The organism is Seohaeicola nanhaiensis (assembly GCF_042654245.1).
GTDB classification, from domain to species: Bacteria; Pseudomonadota; Alphaproteobacteria; order Rhodobacterales; family Rhodobacteraceae; genus Seohaeicola_A; species Seohaeicola_A nanhaiensis.
On sequence record NZ_JBHSGI010000005.1, the window covers coordinates 299713 to 321511 of the forward strand.

Sequence of the window (21799 nt, forward strand, 5' to 3'; positions counted from 1 at the left end):
GGGCCAAGCCGCCCTTCCCCTATGGCCGTTTCAAGCTGCCTGATGAACCGCGCTGACCTCGGCGCGGATGATGCGTGCAATCAGCGCGCAATCATCAAGACTGAAGGTCAGCGGCACGCGCATGTCGAGAAGTCCGCGCAGTATCCGGTCGGTAGACGGCATCCGCGGAGCATCGACATAGCGCCAGCTGTCGTAGCGCGAGGTAAAGCCCTTGGGCTCGCCCTCGCCGAACCATTTCAGCTCGACCCCCCGCGCAGCACAACGGCGCACCACCTCGGCCACCTTCTCCTCGCTCCAACCCAGCAGAATAAACTGGATGGATGACCCGACGAAGCGTTCTTCCGCCGGTCGCTCGATCACGGTCAGGCCCGGCGTGCCCCGCAATCCGTCCTCGATGGTGCGATATCGCTCGTTCCACCGATCCAACTGCTTTGCAAGGTCGCGCAGCTGCGGGCGCAGGATGGCCGCGCGCAGGTTGTCCATCCGGCCCGAGATATTGGGCGTGACGTATTTCACCCGCTCGAAGGCCTCCGGCCCCGGCGCGGCGCGGTGGCGTTCATAGAGCATGTAGGATCCCGACAGGATCACGGCCCGCGCCGCCAAATCCTCGTCATCGGTCACCAGAAACCCGCCCTCGCCCGAGTTCATGTGCTTGTAGGTCTGTGTCGAATAGGCGGCGGCCAGCCCATGTCGCCCCGAGGCGATCCCGTTCCAAGACGCCCCCATCGTGTGCGCGCAGTCCTCGATCACCTTGACCCCGGCCGCATCACAGATCGCCATCAGACGCTCCATGTCGCAGATATGCCCGCGCATGTGCGACAGCAGCAGCACCCGCGCCTGCCCGGCCTTGGATGCCAGGTCGTCAAGGTCGATGGTCAGTTGCTCGGTCACGCCGACAAAGAGCGGTACCGCCCCCAGCGAGGCGATCGCCCCAGGCACCGGCGCGAGGGTAAAGGCGTTGGTCAGAACCGGATCGCCGGGCCTCACGCCTGCCGCCCGCAGCGCGGTCGAGATGGCATAGCCGCCCGAGGCGACTGCCAGACAATATTTCGCGCCGGTGAAGTCGGCGAATTCCTCTTCCAGCAGCGCCGTCTCGGCGATTTCCCCGCTGACGGTGTTATACCTGTGCAACCGCCCGTGCCGCAGCACGGCCAGCGCCGCCTCGATCCCGGCTTCCGGAATCGGCTCCTGTTGCGTGAAGACGCCTGTGAACTTTTCGCTCATGCCGCCTGTTTGAGCCGCGCCGCGCGCAGGGTCAAGGGATCAGGCGAGCAACCGCTCCACGGCCCCGCGCAATTCCCCGAAGGACCCGATCAGCGCCTCTGGCTCCAGCGCGGCCATATCCTCGCCCGAGGGGCCGAATGTCACCAGCACCGAGGGAACGCCCGCCGCCCGCGCGGTATTGCGGTCGGTATCGGAATCGCCCACCAGCAGGCATCGCGCCGGATCGCCCCCCGCCCGGCGCGCCGCCTCGCGCAGCGGCTCGGGATCGGGCTTGCGCACCGACAGCGTATCGGCCCCGACCAGCGAGGCGAAGGCGTCGCGCACACCCAGCCGGGTCAGCAGCAGGTCCGCCAGCGCCTCGGGCTTGTTCGTGCATATACCGACGGCAAAGCCACCCTCGCGCAGATCCTCCACCGCCTCCATCGCCCCCGGATAAAGCACCGTGTGGCGGTCGATCTGCTGCGAATAGGCATCCAGCAGGACCGGATAATACTGATCCACCGTCGCCGCATCGAACAGGGTCACGCGGTCCAGCCCGACGCTCAGCATTCGCCGCCCGCCGCGCAGTGCCACCCCTGCGTCCCGCACCGGGTCCAGCACGTCGCCCAGCCCCATGTGGCGAAAACAGTGGTTGGCGGCGGCGATCAGATCGCCCGAGGTATCCGCAAGTGTGCCGTCCAGATCGAAGATAACCGTGCGCATGCCCTGCTCCTGTCGGCGTCTTTCCGCCCTGCGCTATTGCAGACTGCAACCATGATTGATTGCCGCCCGGCTTGCGCCCTGCCATTCAGCGGATAAAACGGGCGGAATTCGAATTCAAAGAGAAAAACAGATGGACATCGCACTCGTCATCCTGGCTGCCGGAAAAGGCACAAGGATGAACTCGGATCTGCCGAAGGTGCTGCACCCGATAGCGCACGCGCCCATGCTGGCACACGCGATGCGCGCGGGCGCCGCGCTCGATCCTGTGCGCACGGTTGTCGTCGCGGGCCACGGCGCGGACGAGGTGCGCGCGGCTGTGGCCCAGATCGACGAGACCGCCGAGGTGGTGATCCAGCCCGAGCAGAACGGCACCGCCCACGCGGTCGACATGGCGCGCGCGACGCTGGCGGGGTTCGACGGCGATGTCGTCGTCCTGTTCGGCGACACGCCCTTCCTGCGGCCAGAGACGCTGGAACGCATGGCCGCCGCGCGGGGGCGGTCCGATCTCGTGGTGCTGGGCTTCGATGCCGCCGACCCCGGCCGCTATGGCCGGCTGGTGATGAACGGCGACCAGCTGGAACGCATCGTCGAGTTCAAGGACGCCACCGACGCCGAGCGCGCCATCACGCTCTGCAACAGCGGGCTGATGGCCTGTGACGCCACGACCCTTTTTGCCCTGATCGCCAGGGTCGGAAACGCGAACGCCTCGGGCGAATACTATCTGACCGATATCGTCGAACTTGCCAATGCGGAAGGCCTTTCCGTGACCGCGGTGCGCTGCGACGAGGCCGAAACGCTGGGCATCAACACCCGCGCCGAACTGGCCGAGGCCGAGGCCGCGTTCCAGACCCGCGCCCGCGCCGAACTACTCGAGACCGGCGTCACGCTGATGGCCCCGGAAACCGTCTACTTGTCGCTCGACACCGTGATTGGCCGCGATGCAGTGATCGAGCCGAACGTGGTCTTCGGCCCGGGCGTCACCGTCGAATCCGGCGCGCGGATCCGCGCCTTCAGCCATCTCGAAGGCTGCCACGTCAGCCGCGGCGGCATCATCGGCCCCTTCGCCCGCCTGCGCCCCGGTGCGGAACTGGCGGAGGATGTCCACATCGGCAACTTTGTCGAGATCAAGAACGCCGAGATCGCGGAAGGCGCCAAGATCAACCACCTGAGCTATATCGGCGATGCCTCGGTCGGACAGAGAACCAACATCGGCGCGGGCACGATCACCTGCAATTACGATGGCGTGTTCAAGCACCGTACCGAGATCGGCGCCAATGTCTTCATCGGGTCCGACACCATGCTGGTCGCCCCGGTGCGCGTCGGCAACAATGCGATGACGGCGACCGGCACGGTGGTTACCAAGAACGTCGAGGACGGCGCGATGGCGATTGCCCGCAGCGAGCAGGTCAACAAACCCGGCTTTGCGGTCAAGATGTTCGAAATGTTGAAGTCCCGCAAAGCAAAACAACAAAAGGGATAGGGCAAATGTGCGGAATTATCGGGGTCTTGGGCAGCCACGAAGTGGCGCCGACCCTCGTCGAAGCGCTGAAACGCCTGGAATATCGCGGCTATGACAGCGCGGGCATCGCGACGGTGAACGCCGGCGCGCTGGACCGCCGCCGCGCGGTTGGCAAGCTGGTGAACCTGTCCGATCTGCTGGTCCATCAGCCGCTGGCCGGCAAGGCCGGGATCGGCCACACGCGCTGGGCGACCCATGGCGAGCCGACGGTGACCAATGCCCACCCCCATCAGGCGGGCCGTGTCGCGGTGGTGCACAACGGCATCATCGAGAACTACCGCGAACTGCGCGCGGAACTGGCCAGCCATGGCGTGCCCTTCACCACCGAAACCGACACAGAGACAGTGGCGCTGCTCACCGAGCACTACATGAAACAGGGCCTCGGTCCGGTCGATGCGGTGTTCAAGACGCTCGACCGGCTTGAGGGCGCCTTTGCGCTCGCCTTCCTGTTCGACGGCGAGGACGACCTTATCATCGGCGCCCGCAAGGGTTCGCCGCTCGCCATCGGCTATGGCGACGGCGAGATGTATGTCGGCTCGGACGCCATCGCGCTGTCGCCGCTGACCGACCGGATCAGCTACCTCGAGGAAGGCGACCGCGCCGTCGTCACGCGCGAAGGCGTGCAGATTTACGACGCGCGGGGCAATCTGGCCAACCGCGCCGTCAAGCAGATCGCGCTCGACAACGCGCGCGTCGATAAGGCCGGGCACAAGCACTTCATGGCCAAGGAGATCGCCGAGCAGCCGCAGGTGATCGGCGAGGCCCTGAACCACTATCTGCCGGCGGGCGGCGCCGAGGTTGTCTTGCCGGGGAACGGGATCGACTTCAGCAGGATCGAACGGCTGACGATGGTCGCCTGCGGAACGGCCTTCTATGCCTGCCTCACCGCCAAATACTGGTTCGAACAGCTGGCCCGCCTGCCGGTCGAAGTCGATATCGCCTCGGAGTTCCGCTATCGCGAGCCGCCGATCACACCGGGCACACTGGCGCTGTTTGTCAGCCAGTCGGGCGAAACCGCCGACACCCTCGCCGCGCTGCGGTTCTGCGAGGGCAAGGCCGCGCAGATCGTCTCGGTGATCAACGTGCCCGAAAGCTCGATTGCGCGCGAAAGCGATCTGGCCCTGCCGATCCACGCCGGTGTCGAAATCGGCGTCGCCTCGACCAAGGCCTTTACCTGCCAGCTGACTGTCCTGCTCATGCTCGCGCTCAAGGCGGCGGCGGACCGCGGCACGCTGGATGCGGACGAGATCGCCGATCACCTCGCCGCGATGCGCGGGCTGCCTCAGGCGCTGAACGGCGCGCTGGACCAGAATGACGAAATCCGGGCCGCCGCCCAGCGCCTCAGCGAGGCGCGCGACGTGCTGTTCCTGGGCCGCGGTCAGATGTATCCGCTCGCCCTGGAAGGCGCATTGAAATTGAAGGAAATCAGCTATATACACGCCGAAGGTTATGCATCAGGCGAATTGAAGCACGGCCCCATCGCGCTGATCGACAAACACATGCCCGTGGTCGTGATGGCCCCGCGCGACGATCTGTTCGACAAGACCGTCTCGAACATGCAGGAGGTCATGGCGCGCAAGGGCAAGGTCGTTCTGGTCTCGGACGAATCCGGCATTGCAGAGGCGCATGAGGGCACTTTCGCCACCGTCCGCATGCCGGCCGTGCATCCCCTGCTGGCGCCCATCGTCTATGCCGTGCCCGCGCAGCTGCTGGCCTATCACGCGGCGGTCGCCAAAGGCACCGACGTGGACCAGCCGCGCAACCTGGCGAAATCCGTCACCGTCGAATAGGCGCGGCACCTCGGGCGGGCCGGCAACGGCCCGTCAAAGCTCTTCGACCATGTCGACGCCGTCCAGGCTCTTGAGCGCGCCCTTGATCGCCGGGTTGATGGCGAAATCCTGGCCCAGCTCGATCTCGACCTCGCCCGGCAGGCCGGGGTCGGTGAGGCACAGCTGCACCGGTCCCCGGCTTGCATTGCGCGCGGCGGCCTGGGCGTCGGCAAGGATGCGGGCAATCGTCTCCACCGCACCGGCCGCGCCGACAAAAACGCGCAAACCGGCGCTGCCGGCATCGGCGACCGCGTTGTCGATCGGTCCGATGGCGCGGGCCAGCAGTTTCAGCTGGTCGGCCTCCATCGTTGCCTCGACCGTCACCACGACCTTGGCCCCGGTTTCGAGATACTGCCGCGACGCCTCCAGCGTTTCAGAAAAGACGGTGACCTCGTAGGCCCCGCTGACATCGCTCATCTGCACAAAGGCAAAGCGGTTCCCCCGCGCCGACTTGCGCTCCTGCCGCCCGGCCACGACGCCGGCCAGCTTGGCCACCTGCGGCCCCCGCGCCGCCCGGTCGCGCAGATCGTCCAGCGTCAGAACGCCCTTGCGGCGCAGCGGCGCCATGTAGTCGTCCAGCGGGTGGCCCGACAGATAAAAGCCGATCGCCTTGAACTCTTCGGCCAGCCGTTCCGCAGGCAGCCAATCCGACACACCGGCCAGCCGCGGTTCGGGCAGATCGTCGCCCGCCTCGCCGAACAGCGACACCTGGGCCGAGGCCTTCTGGTCATGGATCGCGGCCGAATAGGCGACCAGCGCATCCAGGCTGTCGAACACCCGCCGCCGGTTGGAATCCAGCTGGTCGAAGGCGCCGGCGCGGGCCAGCATCTCCATCGGCCGCTTGCCCACCCGCTTGAGATCGGCTCGCCGCGCCAGATCGTAGAGCGTGACAAAGGGCTTGTCCGTGCCATCCGCCTTGCGCGCCTCGGTGATGATCTTCATCGCCTCGACACCGACGTTTTTCAGCGCGCCCAGCGCATAGACCAACGCGCCCTTCTCGACAGTGAACTTCGCCTCGGACCGGTTGACGCAGGGTGGGATCACCTCGATTGCCAGCGCCTTGCGCACCTCTTCGCAATAGATCGCCAGCTTGTCGGTCAGATGGATATCGCAGTTCATAACGCCGGCCATGAACTCGACCGGGTGGTTCGCCTTCAGCCAGGCGGTCTGATAGCTGACAACCGCATAGGCGGCAGCGTGCGACTTGTTGAAGCCGTAGTTGGCGAATTTCTCGAGAAGGTCAAAGACTTCGCTGGCCTTCTTCTTGTCGACGCCCTTTTCCAGCGAACCCTTCTCGAACTTCGGGCGCTCCTTGGCCATCTCGGCCGCGATCTTCTTGCCCATCGCGCGGCGCAGCAGGTCAGCGCCGCCGAGGCTATAGCCCGCCATCTCCTGCGCGATCTGCATCACCTGTTCCTGATAGACGATGATGCCCTGGGTCTCTTCCAGGATGTGGTCGATCAGCGGATGGATCGACTCGCGCGCTTTCAGCCCGTTCTTCACCTCGCAATAGGTCGGGATGTTCTCCATCGGTCCCGGCCGGTAAAGCGCCACCAGCGCCACGATATCCTCGATGCAGGTCGGTTTCATCCGCTTGAGGGCATCCATCATGCCCGAGCTTTCCACCTGGAACACCGCAACCGTCTTGGCCGAGGCGTAGAGCTTGTACGAGGCCTCGTCATCCAGCGGGATCGCGTTGATGTCATCCTCGGTTCCGGGCGCCGGCACATAGAGCTCGGTTCCGTCCGCCGCAACGTGCAGATGCCGCCCCGAGGCGCGGATCAGCTCGACCGCGTTCTGGATCACTGTCAGCGTCTTGAGGCCGAGAAAGTCGAACTTCACCAGCCCCGCCTGTTCGACCCACTTCATGTTGAACTGCGTCGCCGGCATGTCCGACCGCGGATCCTGATAGAGCGGCACCAGCGCGTCCAGCGGCCGGTCGCCGATCACCACCCCCGCCGCGTGGGTCGACGCGTTGCGCAGCAGCCCCTCGACCTGCTGGCCGTAGTCCAGCAGCCGGGCCACCACCTCTTCGGACTTGGCGGCCTCGCGCAGGCGCGGCTCGTCCGCCAGCGCCTTTTCGATGCTGACGGGTTTGACCCCCTCGACCGGGATCATCTTCGACAGCCGGTCCACCTGCCCATAGGGCAATTGCAGCACCCGCCCCACGTCGCGCACCGCCGCCTTGGACAGAAGCGCACCGAAGGTGATGATCTGCCCCACCTTGTCGCGGCCGTATTTTTCCTGAACGTAGCGGATCACCTCCTCGCGGCGATCCATGCAGAAGTCGATGTCGAAGTCGGGCATCGACACCCGCTCGGGGTTCAGGAAGCGTTCGAACAGCAGGGAATAGCGCAGCGGATCGAGGTCGGTGATCGTCAGCGCATAGGCCACCAGCGACCCCGCGCCCGACCCACGCCCCGGACCGACAGGGATGCCCTGCGCCTTGGCCCATTTGATGAAGTCGGCCACGATCAGGAAATAGCCGGGAAATCCCATCTGCTCGATGATGCCCAGCTCGAATTCCAGCCGTTTCTCGTAGTCTTCCACCGACGCCGAATGCGGAATGACCGCCAGCCGCGCCTTCAGCCCTTCGATGGCCTGCCGCCGCAGTTCCTCGACCTCGTCATCGGCGAACTTTGGCAGGATTGGCGCGCGTTTCTTCGCCATGAAGGCGCAGCGCCGGGCGATTTCCACGGTATTCTCGATGGCTTCCGGCAGGTCGGCGAACAGAACCGCCATTTCCTGCCCGCTCTTGAAATAATGCTGTGGCGTCAGGCGGCGGCGCGGATCCTGCTGATCGACATAGGCCCCCTCCGAGATGCAGATCAGCGCATCATGCGCTTCGTACATCTTGGCATCGGGGAAATAGACATCGTTCGTCGCCACCAGCGGAATGTCCATCGCATAGGCGATCTCGACATGGCCGCGTTCGGTCAGGCGCTCGGCCTCGGTGGGGCGCCCGTCCTCGCCCGGGTGGCGCTGCAGTTCCATGTAAAGCCGGTCGCCAAAGGCCGCGTGCAGCCGCGTCACCAGCGCCTCGGCCGCCGGGCGCTGCCCGGCCTGCAACAGCATCCCCACCGGCCCCTCGGGCCCGCCGGTCAGGCAGATCAGATCGGTGGACCAGGTCTCAAGCTCTTCCAGCGTCACCTGCGGCAACTGCCCCGCCTTGCCGAGGTACAGGCAGGAGTTCAGCTTCATCAGGTTCTCGTAGCCCCGCTCGCTCTGCGCCAGCAGCACCAGCGGCGCGGGATCCTTCGCGCGCTCGCCCGGCTGGACCTGCAGAAACGCCAGATCGACCTGGCAGCCGATGATCGGCTGGATCCCCGCGCCGCTCGCATAGACCGAGAATTCCAGCGCCGCGAACATGTTGTTGGTGTCGGTCACGGCCACCGCCGGCATCCCCGCCGAACGGCAGAGCTTGGGCAGGTTCTTCAGCCGAACGGCCCCTTCGAGCAGGGAGTATTCCGTATGGACGCGGAGGTGGATGAATCGGGGGGACTGGCTCATGCCGCGACCCTATCCAGCCGCGCGGAGGCGGGCAATGTCCGAAAGCCTGCCGCGCCCGGACGCGCCAACACGGCAGATGAGGACAGGCGATCTTTCGGTATTCCGCGAAGCAGCTTCTCCGGCGGCAGCCGAATGGCGACAACCAATTGCATGACTCGCTTGCTTATTTTCAGGTCGGCATGCACTTTCGCCGGGATTGATGCAACGGCGGCAGTCAGCTTTCTCTTGCCAGAGACAGGCCCGGCTTTCTAACCTTGTCTCAACAATATTTGGCCGGCGCCCCTCTACGTCGCATCGAAGGGCACCAATGACGGCCGCAACAGGGGTATGGCGACGGGTTAACTGGGACATGAACATCACCTTTCTTCTGAACGGAGAGAGCGTGGAGTTGAAAGGCGTGTCGCCGACCGACACGCTGCTCGACTGGTTGCGCGAGACGCGGGGGCTGACCGGAACCAAGGAAGGCTGCAACGAAGGCGATTGCGGCGCCTGCACCGTCATGGTCACCGACAGCGAAGGCCCCCGTGCCCTGAACGCCTGCATCCTGCTGTTGCCGCAACTGCAGGGCCGTGCCGTGCGCACGGTGGAAGGGCTGAAAGGCCCCGACGGCGCGCTGCACCCGGTGCAGCAGGCGATGATCGACCATCACGGCAGCCAGTGCGGCTTCTGTACGCCGGGCTTCGTGATGTCGATGGCCACGGCCCATGCCAAAGGCGCCACGGATCACGATGACCAGCTGGCCGGCAATCTCTGCCGCTGCACCGGCTACGCCCCGATCATCCGCGCGGCCCGCGCCGCCGAAGGCGCCGCCCGCCCGGACTGGCTGAAGAGCGACCGGGCCTTCGGCGCGACGGCGCAGGCCACAGATGCGCCCCGCAGCTCTGACGACCTCGCCGCGCTTTACGAGGCCAACCCCTCGGCCGTGCTGGTCGCCGGGGCCACCGATGTCGGCCTTTGGGTCACCAAGGCCCTGCGCGCGCTGCCCCAGGTGATCTTCCTCGGCCAGTGCGACGACCTGAAGACGGTCGATATGAACGGCCAGACCATCCGCTTTGGCGCCATGGTCGACATGAACCGCGTGCGCGAGGTTGTCGCGCCGCTGCACCCCTCCTACGCCGAGATGATCCGCCGCTATGGCTCGGTGCAGGTGCGCAATGCGGCCACCATCGGCGGCAATATCGCCAATGGCTCGCCGATCGGGGACAACCCGCCCGCGCTGATCGCGCTGGGCGCGACGCTGCATCTGCGCAAGGGCAACACGCGCCGCGACCTGCCGCTCGAGTCCTTCTTCCTGGACTATGGCAAGCAGGACCGCGCGCCGGGCGAATTCGTCGAGGCCGTCAGCTTTCCGCGACAGCCGGACAACCTGAAATGCTACAAGCTGTCCAAGCGGTTCGATCAGGACATCTCGGCCGTCTGCGGCGCGTTCAACATCACGGTCGAAGACGGCAAGGTCATGTCAGCCCGCATCGCCTTTGGCGGCATGGCCGGCATCCCGAAACGCGCAGCTAGGGTAGAGGCGGCGCTCACCGGCCAGCCCTGGACCGTCAAGACGATAGAGACGGCGCAGGCCTTCTTCGCCGAAGACTTCGCACCGATGAGCGACATGCGCGCCTCGGCCGCGTACCGCCTGAATAGCGCCGCCGCCATGCTGGCGCGCTATCATGCCGAAACCAGCGGCGAACCGGCCTCCGTGCTGGAGGTGCAGCCATGAGCGTCGCCAGTTCCCTGCCCCATGACGCCGCGCAGCTGCATGTCTCGGGCGCCGCGCGCTATATTGACGACATCCCGGTGCCGCAGGGCTGCCTGCACCTGGCCTTCGGCCTGTCGACCATCGCGCGCGGCAAAATCACCACGATGGACCTGTCCGCCGTCCGCTCCGCCCCGGGCGTCGTCGCGGTGCTGACCGCCGACGATCTGCCCTTCGCCAACGACGTTTCGCCCTCGGCCCATGACGAACCGCTGCTGGCGCAGGGAACGGTCCACTACCTTGGCCAGCCCCTCTTCGCCGTGGTCGCTACCAACCACCTCGCCGCGCGCAAGGCGGCGCGGCTGGGCGAGATCACCTATGCCGAGGAAACCCCGCTGCTGACGGTCGAGGACGCGCTGGCCGCCAACAGCCGTTTCGAGGACGGCCCGCGCATATACACCAAGGGCGACGCCGCCGCCGCCATCGCGGGCGCGGCGCATGTCATCGAAGGGCGGCTGGAGCTTGGCGGGCAGGAGCATTTCTATCTCGAAGGCCAGGCAGCCCTCGCCCTGCCGCAGGAAGGCGCCGACATGGTGGTGCATTCCTCGACCCAGCATCCGACCGAGATCCAGCACAAGGTGGCCGAGGCACTGGGCGTCCCGATGCACGCTGTGCGCGTCGAAACCCGCCGCATGGGCGGCGGTTTCGGCGGCAAGGAAAGCCAGGGCAACGCACTGGCCGTCGCCTGCGCCGTGGCCGCGCGGCTGACCGGCAAACCTTGCAAGATGCGCTATGACCGCGACGACGACATGGTCATCACCGGCAAGCGCCACGACTTCCGCATCGACTATCGCGCCGGTTTCGACGACGAGGGCCGGATCGCCGGTGTCGAATTCGTGCATTACACGCGCTGTGGCTGGGCGATGGATCTGTCCCTGCCCGTCGCCGACCGGGCGATGCTGCACGCCGACAACGCCTATCTCCTGCCCGCCTGTCGCATCGAGAGCCACAGGCTCAAAACCAACACCCAGTCGGCCACCGCCTTCCGCGGGTTCGGCGGCCCGCAGGGGATGGTCGGGATCGAACGGGTGATGGATCATATCGCCCATGTCCTGAACCTCGATGGGACCGAGGTGCGCAGGCGGAACTTCTATGCCGAGGCTACGGCCTCGGGCGATCATGTGGATCAAGCCGACACGGCGGTCGAAGAGACAATCCGCCATCCGTCCTCACACGAAGACCTCGCCAGCCGCGGTGCGGTCGGCGACACCGCCCCCGCCGCCGTGCCCGCCGCGCCGCGCGGCGCACAGACCACGCCCTATGGCATGGAAGTCAGCGACTTCATCCTGCATGGGCTGACCGAGCGCCTGCTGGACAGCAGCGACTACGCGGCCCGGCGCAAGGCTGTCGCCGAATGGAACGCCACCCATCGTCTCATCAAGAAGGGCATCGCCTTTTCTCCGGTCAAGTTCGGCATTTCCTTCACGCTGACCCACCTGAACCAGGCCGGCGCGCTGGTGCATGTCTATCAGGACGGCTCGGTCCACCTGAATCACGGCGGCACGGAGATGGGCCAGGGATTGTTCCTGAAGGTCGCCCAGGTGGCTGCCGCCCGGTTCGGCATACCGCTCGACATGGTGAAGATCACCGCCACGGACACCGGCAAGGTGCCCAACACCTCGGCCACCGCCGCCTCGTCGGGCAGCGACCTGAACGGCATGGCGGTCAAGGCCGCCTGCGACACCATCCGCGACCGCATGGCCGCCCACCTCGCGCAGGAACACCAATGCGCGCCCGAAGATGTGCGGTTCGAGGAGGGTAAGGTCCTTGTCGGCGGCGAAACCATGACCTTTGCCGAAGCCGCCCAGCGCGCCTATGTCGGGCGCGTCAGCCTCTCGGCCACCGGGTTCTACAAGACCCCCAAGGTCGCCTGGGACCGGATCAAGGGCCAGGGCCGCCCGTTCTTCTATTTCGCCTATGGCGCGGCGGTGACCGAGGTGGCGGTAGACACGCTGACCGGCGAAAACCGCATCCTGCGCGCCGACATCCTGCATGACGCGGGGCAATCTCTGAACCCGGCCATCGACATCGGCCAGATCGAGGGCGGCTATGTCCAGGGCGCGGGCTGGCTGACGACCGAGGAACTGGTCTGGGACGGCAAGGGCCGCCTGCGCACCCATGCGCCCTCGACCTACAAGATCCCCGCCTGTTCCGACCGCCCCGACGTGTTCAACGTCGCCCTCTGGGACGGCGCGAACCGGGAAGAGACGATCTATCGCTCCAAGGCCGTGGGCGAACCGCCCTTCATGCTGGGCATTTCCGCCTGGCTGGCCCTCTCCGACGCCGTTTCGGCCTGCGGGCCGCATTACCCGTCCCTGAACGCCCCGGCGACCGCGGAAGAGGTCTGGCGGGCCATCGGGAGAGCGCGCAATGGCCTTTGAGCGCGAGGACCTGACCCGGGCCGTGCAGGCCCATGGCCGCGTGGTCCGCGTTGTCGTGGCCGACCTGCGCGGCTCGGCCCCGCGCGAGGTCGGCGCGGCGATGCTCGTCTGGGACGGCGGCCAATCCGGCACCATCGGCGGCGGCGCGCTGGAATACGAGGCGGCTCGGACCGCCCGCACGCTGGCGGCCGACAGCCTGACCACCCATCCGCTCGGGCCCTCGCTCGGCCAGTGCTGCGGCGGATCGGTGACCCTGCTGGCAGAGATATACAATGACCGCCGCCTGAAGTCCCTCGAAGGATCGGTCATCGCGCGCCCCGCGCCCGGCGCGGGAGAGATGCCCCTGGCCGTCAAGCGCCTGCTGGCCCAGGCGCGCGGGGCGGGCACCATGCCCGAAGCCCAATTGCTCCAGGGCTGGATGATCGAACCCGTCGCGCAGCCGGACCGGACCTTCTGGATCTGGGGCGCTGGCCACGTCGGGCGTGCCATCGTGAACGTGCTCGCCCCCCTGCCCGGCCTGCAGATCACCTGGGTCGATACCGCGCCCGACCGGTTTCCCGCAGTACACCCGCAGAACGTGACGACCCTCCCGGCCGCCGATCCCGCGCGCCTGTTCCCACACGCCCCCGTTGGGGCCGAGCATCTGATCCTTACCTATTCCCACACGCTCGACCTTGCGCTCTGCCACGGCCTGCTCGGCCACGGCTTTACATCAGCCGGGCTGATCGGCTCGGCCACCAAATGGGCCCGGTTCCGGCATCGGCTGGCGCAGCTTGGCCATGCGCCCGACCAGATCGCCCGCATCCGCTGCCCGATCGGAAACCCGGCGCTGGGCAAACACCCGCAGGCCATAGCCGTCGGCGTCGCCGCCGAAGTGCTGCAGTCCGCGCGCGACCATCAGAAAAGGACCCGTCTGGCATGACCACCCTGCTCAGCATCAACGGCCTGACCAAGGCCTATCCCGGCGTGGTCGCGAATTCCGATGTCTCCTTCGAGATCGGCGAGGGCGAGGTCCATGCCCTGCTGGGCGAGAACGGTGCGGGCAAGTCGACGCTGGTCAAGATGATCTACGGGCTGGTCAAGCCCGACAGCGGCACCATGACCCTGCGCGGCAAACCCTACGCCCCGCCCGAGCCGCGCTCGGCCCGCGCCGATGGCATCGCCATGGTGTTCCAGCACTTCTCGCTGTTCGACGCACTGAACGTGGCCGAGAACATCGCGCTGGGGATGGAGACGCCGCCGCCGATGCGCGACCTCGCCCGCCGCATCCGCGAGGTGAGCGAGGCCTACGGCCTGCCGCTCGACCCCTTCCGCACGGTGGGCGACCTCTCGGCCGGCGAACGCCAGCGGGTCGAGATCATCCGCTGCCTGCTGCAGGATCCGAAACTGCTGATCATGGACGAGCCGACCAGCGTGCTGACCCCGCAAGAGGTGCAGATTCTCTTCGGCACGCTGCGCAAACTCTCCTCCGAAGGCACCGCGATCCTCTACATCTCCCACAAGCTCGAGGAGATCCGCGCGCTCTGCGACCACGCCACCGTCCTGCGACTGGGCAAGGTGGTGGGCGAATGCGTCCCCGCCGAAACCACGGCGCGGCAGATGGCCGAGTTGATGGTGGGCACCGCGCTGCAGACCCCGACCCGCGCGGGGCGCGCGCTGGGGGAGGTGGCGCTCGAGATCGGCGGGCTGTCGGCGCCCTCGCCCTCGGCCTTCGGCACGTCGCTGAAGGACATCCGCCTGACCGTCCGGCAGGGCGAAGTGCTGGGCGTCGGCGGCGTGGCGGGCAACGGGCAGGACGAACTGCTGGCGGTTCTCTCCGGCGAAATCCTGACCGCGCCCGAGGCGGTCAGGCTGAAGGGCAAGCCGATCGGACGGATGGGCCCCCTCGCCCGCCGCGCGCTGGGGCTACTGACCGCGCCCGAGGAACGGCTGGGCCATGCCGCCGCGCCGGACATGAGCCTGACCGAGAACGCCCTGCTGACCGGCTCGGTGCGCGAGAACCTCGAAAGCAGCGGCTTCCTCAAATGGGGCGCGGCCGAAGACTTCGCGAAGAAGATCATCAAGGCCTTCGACGTGCGCACCCCCGGCCCCGGCACGGCGGCGCGGGCGCTCTCGGGCGGGAACCTGCAGAAATTCGTGATCGGGCGCGAGGTGCTGCAACGCCCCGAGGTGCTGGTGGTGAACCAGCCGACCTGGGGCGTGGACGCCAGCGCGGCGGCGGCGATCCGGCAGGCGATCCTCGATCTGGCGGCCAACGGCGCGGCGGTGGTCTGCATCAGCCAGGATCTGGACGAGCTCATGGAAATCGCCGACCGCTTCGCCGCGCTGAACGAGGGCCGGCTCTCCGAGCCGCGCGACACCAAGAGGCTGACGGTGGACGAAATCGGGCTGATGATGGGCGGCGCCCACGGGATGGAGGTGGCGCATGTCTGAGGCAAAACAGGCGTCCCAGCTGGGACGGGGGGTCAAGTATTTGAAATACAACGATTTAAGAAGAGTGACCTTTTGGGAACCACTTTCGCGGCCTGCGCTTCTGCTCTTTGCAAATACCTCCGGGGGTGAATTGGCCGCAGGCCAAGAGGGGGCAGCGCCCCCTGCCGCCGCCTGCCATCCGGGGGCCTGCGCATGATCGTTCTGGAAAAACGCCCCCAGCCCTCGCGCCTCTGGTCGCTGTCAACGCCCCTGGTCGCGGTGCTGGCCACCATGGTCGCGGGCGGTATGCTCTTCGCGGTGCTGGGCAAGAACCCCTTCCTCGCCATCGAGACGATCTTCTGGGAACCGCTCTTCGGCGATTTCGCCTCCTATTACCGCCCGCAGCTTCTGATCAAGGGCGCGCCCCTCGTTCTGATCGCCATCGGGCTGTCGTTGGGCTTCAAGGCCGGCATCTGGAACATCGGGGCCGAGGGGCAATACATCGTCGGCGCGATCTGCGGCGCCAGTGTGGGCCTCGCCTTCTACCCGCTCGAGGCCTGGTACATCTTCCCGCTTATGGTGCTTGGCGGCGCGCTGGGCGGCTGGGCCTGGGCGATGATCCCGGCCCTGCTCAAGGTGAAGTTCGGCACCAACGAGATCCTCGTCTCGCTGATGCTGGTCTATGTGGCCGAGCAACTGCTGGCCTCGATGTCGCTGGGCCTCCTGAAGAACCCGCAGGGCTTCGGCTTTCCGGGCAGCCGGAACCTGAACGACTATCCCAGCGCCACCAGCTGGATCAGCCAGGACGCCGGGCTGCACTGGGGCATGGCGGCGGCGCTGATTGCCGTCATCTTCGCCTATGTCCTGCTCAACCGGCACATGCTGGGCTTTCACATCCGCCTGACCGGCGAAGCCCCGCGCGCGGCCCGCTTCGCCGGGGTGAACCCGCCCCGCCTGATCCTCTTCTGCCTCGGCGTCTCGGGCCTGCTGGCTGGCCTCGCCGGGCTGTTCGAGGTTGCCGGTCCCTCGGGCCAGATCAGCATCGACTTCAACGCCGGCTACGGCTTTACCGCCATCATAGTCGCCTTTCTGGGCCGGCTGCACCCGGTCGGCATCCTGTTGGCCGGCCTGCTGATGGCGCTGACCTACATCGGCGGCGAAATCGCCCAGGGCAACCTGGGGCTGCCGGCGGCGGCGATCCAGGTGTTCCAGGGGATGCTGCTGTTCTTCCTGCTGGCCTTCGATCTTCTGACCAACTACCGAATCCGGCTGAAAACGCGCGAGGTGGCCTGAGCATGGACCTGTCCCAGATCAACCCCGCCCTGCTGATCGCCTTCCTGATGGTCGCGGCGACGCCGATCCTGCTGGCCGCCATCGGCGAGCTGGTGGTCGAACGTGCCGGTGTGCTGAACCTTGGCGTCGAGGGCATGATGATCGTCGGCGCCATCTCGGGCTTTGCCGTCGCGGTCGAGACCGGATCGCCCTGGCTGGGCTTCCTCGCCGCCGCCGCGGGCGGCGCGGCGCTGTCTCTGCTGTTTGTCGTGCTGACCCAGGTTGCGCTGGCCAATCAGGTGGCTTCGGGTCTTGCCCTGACGCTCTTCGGGCTGGGGCTGTCGTCGCTGATGGGCCAGTCCTATGTCGGCATCAAGCCGCCCCCTATCGGGCGACTGGACATTCCGGTGCTTTCCGACCTGCCGGTGATCGGGCCGATCCTGTTCAACCATGACCCCCTGCTCTATCTCGGGATCCTGCTGGTCGCCGGGGTCTGGGCCCTGCTGAAATTCACCCGCGCGGGTCTGATCCTGCGCGCGGTGGGCGAAAACCACGATGCCGCCCATGCGCTGGGCTACAAGGTGGTGCGCATCCGCATCCTGGCCATCCTTTTCGGCGGTGCCTGTGCCGGACTGGGCGGCGCCTACATCAGCCTGATCCGCGTGCCGCAATGGACCGAGGGGATGACCGCCGGTGTGGGCTGGATCGCGCTCGCGCTGGTCGTCTTCGCCAGCTGGAAGCCCTGGCGCGTCCTGCTGGGCGCCTGGTTGTTCGGCGGCATCTCGGTGCTTCAGCTCAACATGCAGGCCGCCGGCGTGGCCATCCCCGTCGAGTTCCTGGCGATGTCGCCCTATGTCGTGACGATAATTGTCCTCGTGATCCTCTCGGCCGACAAGAGCCGCGCGCCCGCCTCGCTGGGACGGAGTTTCCACGCGACCAACTGAGGCGCATTGAACCTGTAGCGGATCGCTTCCCCCGGGCGATCCGGAGTGCTATCGAGACTCATTCACTTTTCATTAACCGACGGCTCTATTCCGAGTCGGACCACGGGGATTTTCAGCAATGGCCATTATCAAGGGCACCAACAAGGACGACGTTCTGGTCGATACCGGATCGCCGACGGACGGATACGACAATACCTTCCTGGGACTGGGCGGCAACGACACCATCTATGTCGATCAGGGCAACGACACGGTCGATGCCGGCGACGGCAACGACCAGATTTACGCGCGCTGGACCGAGGATGTGCGCATTCACCGCCAGTTCGACGATGTCGGGCCCTTCGTCTCGACCCGGGGCCAGACCTATTCCGACACCATCGACGCCGGCGCCGGCAACGATCTGGTCGCGCTGAACGCGGGGCATTCGGTGGCCGATGGCGGCGCGGGATACGACCTTGTCACGCTCGAGTCGGTCTCGGGGCAGGTCTTCTTCAGCTTCGGCAACATCCGCGTGCAATTCGACGCGACCTACGACCGCTCGGCCAAAGCGATCATCGACATCGGGCGCGGCATCGTCGCCTATTCCGGCTTCGACATGAGCGTCGACGTCTTCTATTACGAACGCCCCGGCGATCTGTCCTCGCGCGTCGACGTGGGCAGCTTCTCGGAAAGCCACATCGGCAGCATGGGCCATACGATCAGCAACTTCGAAGGTGCCCGCGGACAGGCCGGGCGGGTCGACGTGCTGCGCGGGTCGGACCGCACCGACGTGGTCGAAATCTTCGCCCCCGGCAAGGGGATGATGCCGACGGACCAGACCTTCAACGACGTGATCGAGGGACGCGGCGGGATCGACGTGGTCAGCTATGCAGGCGAGCTGGGCGGCGTCGACGTCAACCTGGCCCGCGGCGTGGCGAAAGGGATCAAGACGGTCATCGGCGACAGGGATTTCAACACCTTCCGCGACAAGCTGATCGGCGTGGAAGGGGCGTTCGGCGGCAGCCGCGACGATATCCTGCGGGGCAGCGCCAAGGACAACTGGTTCAGCGGCGGCGGCGGGGCCGACCAGTTCATCGGCGGCAAGGGCACCGATATCGTGACCTATACGCTGGGCGACTTCGGCAACCGCACCGGCACCGGCGCGGCGGGGTTCCCCTTTGCCACCAACGGTTCACTGGGGATCGAGGTCGATCTGATGTCCGGCACCGTGCGCGACGATTTCGGCGCGACCGACAACCTGTCCGGGATCGAGGGTATCGTCGGCACCGCCAAGGCGGACGAGATGCGCGGCAACACCGGGCGCAACCTGTTCTGGGGCGGCGCCGGCGACGACACACTCGTCGGTCTGGCCGGCAACGACGTTCTGCAGGGCGGTGACGGCACCGACACCATTGACGGCGGCGCAGGCTTCGACACGCTGGATTTCTCGACCGGCTTCCCGGAGGGCGGGCGCGGCGTGGATGTCGCGCTCAAGGCCGGGACGGCGGTCGACCCCTTCGACACGACTGACAGCGTGACCGGAATCGAAAAGGTCATCGGCACCGCGCTGCGCGACCTGATCAAGGGCGACAACCGGGCCAACGTGCTGATCGGCGGCGACGGGCGCGACAACCTCGGCGGGCTGGGGGGCAAGGACCAGCTCTATGGCGGCGACGATAAGGATTCTCTGGGCGGCGGCGACGGCGACGATCAGCTCTCTGGCGGCAACGGCGACGACATGATGTTCGGCGGCCTGGACAACGACAAGCTCTTTGGCGGGGCTGATAACGACCGGATGTTCGGCGAGGAAGGCGACGACATCCTCAAGGGCGGCACCGGTCAGGACGAGCTAAAAGACGACAAGATGACCCTGGACACCTTGACACTGTTCAACCGGGCCATCGACCTTGCGCTTCAGAACGGCAGCCTGGCCGGGCTGGCCACCAAGCAGATCAACCAGCTTTATGGCGAGGCGGACAACGACAAGCTGCTGGGCGTCGGGATCCTGGATGGCGGCGCCGGCAACGACGAGATCCGCGGCGGCGGCGTGCTGATCGGCGGGGCCGGCAACGACAGGATTTTCGCGGACCCGACCTTTACCGGCACGTTCGGCGCCATTGCCTTCGTCATCGGCGGGCTTGGCAATGACACCATCACCCGGCTGGGCGACAAGGCGGTGCAGGTGTCCTACCAGTATTCCGCCAATGCCATCAGCGTCGACATGGCGGCCGGAACGGTCAATGCAGGGCCCGGGGATCACGATACGCTGGTCGACGTCTTCGGCGTGCTGGGCACCGCGAAGAACGACCTCTTCAAGGACGATGCCGCCTCGCACTCCTATCACGGCGGCAACGGCAACGACCGCTTCTTCATCGACGCCTCGACCGATTTCGCCATCGGCGAAGGTGGACAGGACAGGTTCGTCAGCACCGGCACCGGCTATGCCGAGCTGAACGGCGGCGCCGACAACGATACCTTCATCATCAAATCCGGTGCCGTCAACGCAGGCGGCGGTGTCGGCACCGACACCTTCACGCTCTTCGGTCAGGCACGGCCAGCCGGACATTTCGACGCGACGCAATACATCCTCGACGGCGGCAGGGATGCGGATGTCTTCGTGCTGAACATGTTCGGCGCCTCGTCGACCACCGAGATCAACGCAGGTCAGGGCAACGACAGTATCCAGATCAAGGGCGGCAACAGCAGTCCGACCGGCGCCAATGTCATCGACATCAAGCTGGGCGCCGGACGGGACACGGTGACGCTTTCGGGCGGTCACTTCCTTGTCGACATCGCCGACTTCCGCCCGGGCGAAGACCGGCTGGGACTGGTCGGCGCGATGCCGCAGGGGGTGAACAGCTTTTCCGAAATCGTCGCGCGCGCACACGATGTTGGCAACGACGTGGAAATCGACCTCGCCGATGGCACGATCGTGCTGGCAGACCTCAACGTCAGCGACCTGACCGCCGGCATGTTCATCTTCTGACGCGCCGCACAGCACGCAGGCAGATGCGCGGAAATTGAGCGCCCTCCCCCATCCGCAGGCTTGAATGCGCCCAGCGGATAGGGGAGTGTTGCTACCGGAACGTCATAATCAAACTCGGGGATCCTCAGGAATGACCATTCACCGCAGAACACTGCTCACCACGGCCGCAGCCGCGGCGACGCTGGGCTTCGCCACTGGCGCCATGGCGCAGGACAAGCTCAAGGTCGGCTTCATTTACGTCGGTCCCATCGGCGACGGCGGCTGGACCCACGAACACGATCAGGGCCGCCTGGCGGTCGAGAAGGAATTCGGCGACCAGGTCGAGACCGTCTATGTCGAGAACGTGGCCGAAGGCCCGGACGCCGAGCGCGTGATGACCCAGATGGTGCTGAACGGCGCCGGCCTGGTCTTTACCACCTCGTTCGGGTTCATGGACTCGACCGTAAACGTCGCCAAGAAATTCCCGAAGGTGAAGTTCGAGCACGCGACGGGCTACAAGCGGTCCGACAATCTCAGCACCTATTCCGCACGCTTCTACGAAGGCCGCGCTGTACAGGGCACCATCGCGGGCCGCATGACCAAGTCGAACGTGATCGGCTATATCGGCTCCTTCCCGATCCCCGAAGTGATCCGCGGCATCAACTCGGCCTATATCCACGCCAAGAAGGTCAACCCGGACGTCCAGTTCAAGATCGTCTGGGCCTATACCTGGTTCGATCCGGCGAAAGAGGCCGACGCGGCCAAGGTGCTGATCGAACAGGGCGCCGACGTGATCCTGCAGCACACCGATTCCACCGCGCCGCACGCGGCGGCGAAGGAAAAGGGCGGGGTCTATACCTTCGGGCAGGCCTCGGACATGGCGGAATATGCGCCGATGCCGCGCATCAGCTCGATCATAGACAACTGGGCGCCCTATTACATCGCCCGCACCAAGGCGGTGATCGACGGCACCTGGGAATCCAAGGACACCTGGGACGGCATCGGCCCCGGCATGGTGAAGATCGGCGAGTTCTCGGACGAGATTCCGGCCGAGGTTCAGGCCGAGGCCAAGGAGCTGATGGAGAAGATCGCCAGCGGCGCCTATCACCCGTTCACCGGCCCGCTGAAAAAGCAGGACGGCTCGGACTGGCTGAAAGAGGGCGAAACGGCCGATGACGGCACGCTGGCCGGTCTGAACTTCTATGTCGAAGGCATCGTCGGCGAGATTCCGAAATAAGCACCTTGCAGACAGGATGTGAAAGGCCCCGCCCCGGCGGGGCCTTTTTCGTTGGTCACCCTGGGGCAAAAGCCGCGG

Annotated in this window: 13 protein-coding genes; 10 read left to right on the top strand and 3 right to left on the bottom strand. The window is 66.3% G+C overall.

Annotated features, from left to right (window positions below):
- Nucleotides 1-30: 30 nt before the first annotated feature.
- Both ACFO5X_RS08850 and ACFO5X_RS08855 read right to left on the bottom strand, forming a co-directional pair.
- Nucleotides 31-1224 carry a DegT/DnrJ/EryC1/StrS family aminotransferase gene (locus tag ACFO5X_RS08850; RefSeq protein ID WP_380716982.1) on the bottom strand — a complete coding sequence of 398 codons (1194 nt, stop codon included), beginning with the start codon at nucleotides 1222-1224 and terminating at the stop codon, nucleotides 31-33.
- Between the two features lie 39 nt (nucleotides 1225-1263).
- Nucleotides 1264-1926 carry an HAD-IA family hydrolase gene (locus ACFO5X_RS08855; protein WP_380716983.1) on the bottom strand — a complete coding sequence of 221 codons (663 nt, stop codon included), beginning with the start codon at nucleotides 1924-1926 and terminating at the stop codon, nucleotides 1264-1266.
- 130 nt (nucleotides 1927-2056) lie between these two features.
- Here ACFO5X_RS08855 and glmU point away from each other — a divergent pair, with 130 nt between their 5' ends.
- Together glmU and glmS are read left to right on the top strand one after the other, a co-directional pair.
- Nucleotides 2057-3406 (top strand): bifunctional UDP-N-acetylglucosamine diphosphorylase/glucosamine-1-phosphate N-acetyltransferase GlmU, encoded by a 1350-nt coding sequence (gene glmU, locus ACFO5X_RS08860; RefSeq protein ID WP_380716984.1) that lies wholly within the window; start codon nucleotides 2057-2059, stop codon nucleotides 3404-3406.
- 5 nt (nucleotides 3407-3411) lie between these two features.
- Nucleotides 3412-5235 (top strand): glutamine--fructose-6-phosphate transaminase (isomerizing), encoded by a 1824-nt coding sequence (gene glmS / locus ACFO5X_RS08865; RefSeq protein WP_380716985.1) that lies wholly within the window; start codon nucleotides 3412-3414, stop codon nucleotides 5233-5235.
- A 33-nt stretch (nucleotides 5236-5268) separates the two neighbouring features.
- Here the strand turns inward: glmS and dnaE are convergent, their stop codons facing one another.
- Nucleotides 5269-8784, bottom strand: coding sequence for a DNA polymerase III subunit alpha (gene dnaE, locus ACFO5X_RS08870; RefSeq protein ID WP_380716986.1), 3516 nt, complete (start codon nucleotides 8782-8784; stop codon nucleotides 5269-5271).
- A gap of 349 nt (nucleotides 8785-9133) precedes the next feature.
- On the opposite strand from dnaE, the gene xdhA reads away from it, so the two are divergent.
- From xdhA to ACFO5X_RS08910, 8 genes are all read left to right on the top strand, one after another.
- Nucleotides 9134-10498: a xanthine dehydrogenase small subunit gene (xdhA, locus tag ACFO5X_RS08875; protein ID WP_380716988.1), complete on the top strand. Its 1365-nt coding sequence runs from the start codon at nucleotides 9134-9136 to the stop codon at nucleotides 10496-10498.
- Nucleotides 10495-12915, top strand: a complete 2421-nt coding sequence (gene xdhB, locus ACFO5X_RS08880) for a xanthine dehydrogenase molybdopterin binding subunit (protein ID WP_380716989.1) — start codon at nucleotides 10495-10497, stop codon at nucleotides 12913-12915. Before xdhA ends, xdhB begins: the two co-directional genes overlap by 4 nt.
- Entirely contained in the window at nucleotides 12905-13837 is a 933-nt protein-coding gene (xdhC, locus tag ACFO5X_RS08885; protein ID WP_380716991.1) for a xanthine dehydrogenase accessory protein XdhC, read from the top strand. Before xdhB ends, xdhC begins: the two co-directional genes overlap by 11 nt.
- Nucleotides 13834-15348, top strand: a complete 1515-nt coding sequence (locus ACFO5X_RS08890; protein WP_380716992.1) for an ABC transporter ATP-binding protein — start codon at nucleotides 13834-13836, stop codon at nucleotides 15346-15348. Before xdhC ends, ACFO5X_RS08890 begins: the two co-directional genes overlap by 4 nt.
- Before the next feature lie 192 nt (nucleotides 15349-15540).
- Complete coding sequence (locus ACFO5X_RS08895) at nucleotides 15541-16620, top strand: ABC transporter permease (RefSeq protein ID WP_380716993.1); 1080 nt, start codon at nucleotides 15541-15543, stop codon at nucleotides 16618-16620.
- Nucleotides 16621-16622: 2 nt separating this feature from the next.
- Nucleotides 16623-17543, top strand: a complete 921-nt coding sequence (locus ACFO5X_RS08900) for an ABC transporter permease (RefSeq protein ID WP_380716994.1) — start codon at nucleotides 16623-16625, stop codon at nucleotides 17541-17543.
- A gap of 118 nt (nucleotides 17544-17661) precedes the next feature.
- Entirely contained in the window at nucleotides 17662-20505 is a 2844-nt protein-coding gene (locus ACFO5X_RS08905; RefSeq protein WP_380716995.1) for a calcium-binding protein, read from the top strand.
- Between the two features lie 130 nt (nucleotides 20506-20635).
- Nucleotides 20636-21721, top strand: a complete 1086-nt coding sequence (locus ACFO5X_RS08910; RefSeq protein ID WP_380716996.1) for a BMP family ABC transporter substrate-binding protein — start codon at nucleotides 20636-20638, stop codon at nucleotides 21719-21721.
- Nucleotides 21722-21799 lie beyond the last annotated feature (78 nt).